Here is a 2458-nt window from a genome sequence, read left to right on the forward strand (position 1 = left end):
CCACCGAGCGCGGCGGCAGCAGGTACTGCGCCGGCAGGTCGGTGCCCGGGATGTTCAGGTCGTTGCCCTTGGCGTCCACGATCCGGACCAGCGGGCGCAGGTCCTTGCCCTGCGAGCCGCGGCGCTTGGGATCGGTGATCTCGCGCGAGGCCAGGCCGGTCAGGTCGTCGGTCTTCTCGATGACGGTGACGCCGTCGACGAAGTCCACGAAGCGGACGAAGCCGGCGACTTCCGAGACGATCGGGTGGTTGTGCGGATCCCAGTGGGCCACGGTCTGGCCGGCCTTGACCGCATCGCCGTCCTTGACCGTGATGGTGGCGCCGTACGGCAGCTTGTAGCGCTCGCGCTCGCGGCCGTGGGTATCCAGCACCGACAGCTCGCCCGAGCGCGACACCGCGACCAGGCTGCCCTCGTCGTGGGCCACCGACTTGAGGTTGTTGAACTTGACCGAGCCGGTGGTCTTGACCGTCACGTTGTCGATGGCGGCCGCACGCGACGCCGCGCCACCGATGTGGAACGTGCGCATCGTCAGCTGGGTGCCGGGCTCGCCGATCGACTGCGCGGCGACCACGCCCACGGCCTCGCCGAGGTTGACGATGTGGCCACGGCCCAGGTCGCGGCCGTAGCAGTGCGCGCACACGCCGAAGGCGCTTTCGCAGGTGATGGTCGAGCGGACCTTGATCGACTGCACGCCCGCGTTCTCGAGCCTGGCCACCCAGGTCTCGTCGAGCAGGGTGTTGCGGGTCACGATCGGGTCGGCGTCGTCGCCGGGCAGGAACACGTCCTCGGCCACGATCCGGCCGAGCACGCGGTCCTTCAGCGGCTCGACCACGTCGCCGCCTTCCACGATCGGGGTCATGGTCAGGCCGGCGTGGGTGCCGCAATCCTGCTCGGTGATCACCACGTCCTGGGCCACGTCCACCAGGCGGCGGGTCAGGTAGCCCGAGTTCGCGGTCTTCAGCGCGGTGTCCGCCAGGCCCTTGCGGGCGCCGTGGGTCGAGATGAAGTACTGCTGGACGTTCAGGCCCTCGCGGAAGTTCGAGGTGATCGGGGTCTCGATGATCGAGCCGTCAGGCTTGGCCATCAGGCCGCGCATGCCGGCCAGCTGGCGGATCTGCGCCTGCGAGCCGCGCGCGCCGGAGTCGGCCATGATGTAGACCGAATTCATCGACTTCTGCGGGACCTTCTCGCCCTTGGCGTTCGTCACCGTCTCGGTGCCGATGGCCTCCATCATCGCCTTGGCCACGCGCTCGTTGGTGCGCGACCAGATGTCCACCACCTTGTTGTAGCGCTCGCCGGCGGTGACCAGGCCCGACTGGTACTGCTGCTGGATCTCCAGCACCTCGGCCTCGGCCTCGTCGAGGATGCCCTTCTTCTCGTCCGGGATGGTCATGTCGTCGATGCCGATCGACACGCCCGCGCGGGTGGCGTAGGCGAAGCCGGTGTACATCAGCTTGTCGGCGAACACCACGGTGTCCTTCAGGCCCAGGCGGCGGTAGCACGAGTTGATCAGGCGGCTGATCGCCTTCTTGGTCAGCTCGGTGTTGACCAGCGCGAACGGCAGGCCCTCGGGCAGGATCTCGGCCAGCAGCGCGCGGCCGATCGTGGTGTCCACGATCGACGACTTCTTCTCGCGGCTGCCGTCGGCACCGATCACGGTCTCGGTGATGCGGACCTTGACCTTGGCGTGCAGGCCGGCGACGCGGTTGTCGTAGGCGCGCTTCACCTCGGCGATGTTGGCCAGCACCATGCCCTCGCCCGGGGTGTTCTCCAGCGCGCGGGTCATGTAGTACAGGCCGAGCACCACGTCCTGCGACGGCACGATGATCGGCTCGCCGTTGGCCGGCGAGAGGATGTTGTTCGACGCCATCATCAGCGCGCGCGCCTCGAGCTGGGCCTCCAGGCTCAGCGGCACGTGCACGGCCATCTGGTCGCCGTCGAAGTCGGCGTTGAACGCGGTGCAGACCAGCGGGTGCAGCTGGATCGCCTTGCCCTCGATCAGCACCGGCTCGAACGCCTGGATGCCCAGGCGGTGCAGGGTCGGCGCGCGGTTCAGCAGCACCGGGTGCTCGCGGATGACCTCCTCGAGGATGTCCCAGACCTCCGCCTCTTCACGCTCGACCAGCTTCTTGGCCGCCTTGATGGTGGTGGCCAGGCCGCGGCGCTGCAGCTTGGCGAAGATGAACGGCTTGAACAGCTCCAGCGCCATCTTCTTCGGCAGGCCGCACTGGTGCAGCTTGAGGTACGGGCCGACCACGATGACCGAACGGCCGGAGTAGTCGACGCGCTTGCCGAGCAGGTTCTGGCGGAAGCGGCCCTGCTTGCCCTTGATCATGTCGGCCAGCGACTTCAGCGGGCGCTTGTTGGTGCCGGTGATGGCGCGGCCGCGGCGGCCGTTGTCCATCAGCGCGTCCACCGACTCCTGCAGCATGCGCTTCTCGTTGCGCACGATGATGTC

Annotated in this window: 1 protein-coding gene; it reads right to left on the reverse strand. The window is 68.2% G+C overall.

Features of this window, described 5'->3' with window-relative positions; genetic code table 11:
• Positions 1 to 2458 (reverse strand): DNA-directed RNA polymerase subunit beta' (gene rpoC / locus ACIY1X_RS26090; RefSeq protein WP_399686493.1); only part of this gene is annotated, 2458 nt, incomplete at both ends.

This window comes from Xenophilus sp. (assembly GCF_044462705.1).
Taxonomy (GTDB): domain Bacteria; phylum Pseudomonadota; class Gammaproteobacteria; order Burkholderiales; family Burkholderiaceae_C; genus Xenophilus; species Xenophilus azovorans.